Raw genomic sequence first — 1,616 nt, 5'->3', positions numbered from 1 at the left:
TAACCTCGAAGTTTCATGACGGTCCGCCGACGGAGTCGGTGGACCGTTTTCCTGCCGTGGGCTGAGAGTGGGCAGGTTGAGGGCCCGAGTGTCGTCTCGGGGAGGCGCCGGGTTCCACTGCTCCGGGTGTTGAGGTGTTGTCGAAGGGACGGGGAATCCGCTGGTCAGCCAGGGTCGGGTAGTTGGGCGAGCCGGTCCAGGGCTGCGGTGATGTGACCGGTCCAGGGCCAGTGCCGGGCCATGCGGAGGATCCGTCGGCGGCCGGTGGTCACGAGCTGTCCGGCCGCGGTGAACAGGCGGAGCCGCAGGCGGCGGGGCTCCCAGAGCCTGGCCTTGCCGGTCAGGGCGAGCATCGGCATCCAGGCCAGCAGGTCGAGCGCGATCTGCACGATCTCCAGCCAGATCCGGTTCTGGGCGGTGCGGTGCAGAGGGAGATTCCGTAGGCCGGTGGCGCGGGCGTTTCGGATGCGGTCCTCGGCCCGGGCCCGCAGCCGGTGACGGAGCTCCAGCTCGGCGATCGGACGCCCCGCAGTGTTGGTGGCGAAACACGTCAGCCGCATGCCGTCCGCATCCGTGAGCCGCAACTGTGCCCCGGGATGCGGTCGTTCCTTGCGGACGATCAGCCGCATGCCCTTGGGCCAGCCGGTCAGGACGTCGCCGGTGAGTTCGGCGATCCAGGCGCCGTCGCGGACCTCGCCGCCGGTCTCGACGGCCGGCGTCCAGGCCGATGCCGGAACCTTCAGCACGTGCTGGTGGATTTGCTCGGTGACCGTCATGCCGACCGAGTAGGACAGCCACCGCCCCCTTTGGGCGAGCCAGGCGACGAAGTCGTGGGTGCCGCCCGCGGAGTCGGTGCGGATCAGGGTCCGGCGCCCGCGCCGGTACTTCTTCGGCAGCTGGGCCAGGGCCAGTTGAGTGGCGTTGATGTGGTCGGCCGCCGTGTTCGATCCTGCGTTGCCCGGTCTGAGCAGGGCCGCGACCGGTTCACCGGTGCCGCCCGGTCCGTGATCGACGAACCCCATCAGCGGGTGATGCCCGTAGGTCCGTTTCCACGTGGGTGCGGCGTCCTCCTTGTCCGAGTGCGCGATCACCAGCACCCCGTCGAGGTCCACGGTCACCATCCCGCCCGCATCAGGCGCTTCCCGGCCGGCCAACCGCCAGACCTGCTGGCGGACTTCGCCCCGCGCGGCCCGGATCGCCGTCAGGGCCCTCGGCCCGGCCGCGGCGAGGGTGTCGATGAGGCGGGAGACGGTCGGGTCGGATGCCACCGGCCCGAACACCGCCGGCTCGGCCCGCAGCATGGCGACATCCGCGAGGCAGTCCCCACCCAACGCAACCGCCAGGGCCACGTCCAGCAGGATCTTGCCCGGATCGTGCACCGCCCGAGCCTTCCGCCACGGTGCCAGCGCCGCTGATATCGCGGTGTCCAAGCCGGCCTTGCGGACCGTCTCGACCAGCAGCACGCCCCCGGCCTGCGAGACCACCGCCCGGCCACCGCCCTCGATGCGGACACGCGGGTACGACCCGATACGCTTCTTCACCTGGAGAGTGCTTCTTTCCGTGCAGCCACAGGACCCTAGACAAGTCCCATCGTTGCAGGTCAGGGGCACTCTCCG

General features: G+C 70.5%; 1 protein-coding gene. It reads right to left on the bottom strand.

Annotated elements, in window-relative coordinates; translation table 11 throughout:
- Positions 1 to 164 precede the first annotated feature (164 nt).
- Positions 165 to 1,541, bottom strand: a complete 1,377-nt coding sequence (locus E6R18_RS33810) for an IS1380 family transposase (protein ID WP_136320679.1) — start codon at positions 1,539 to 1,541, stop codon at positions 165 to 167.
- Positions 1,542 to 1,616: the final 75 nt, after the last annotated feature.

It is taken from the genome of Streptomyces sp. A1277 (genome assembly GCF_004795015.1).
Taxonomy (GTDB): Bacteria; Actinomycetota; Actinomycetes; order Streptomycetales; family Streptomycetaceae; genus Streptomyces.
Note: the sequence above shows the minus strand (reverse complement) of the source record. Positions and strands in the feature narration are given on the sequence as shown.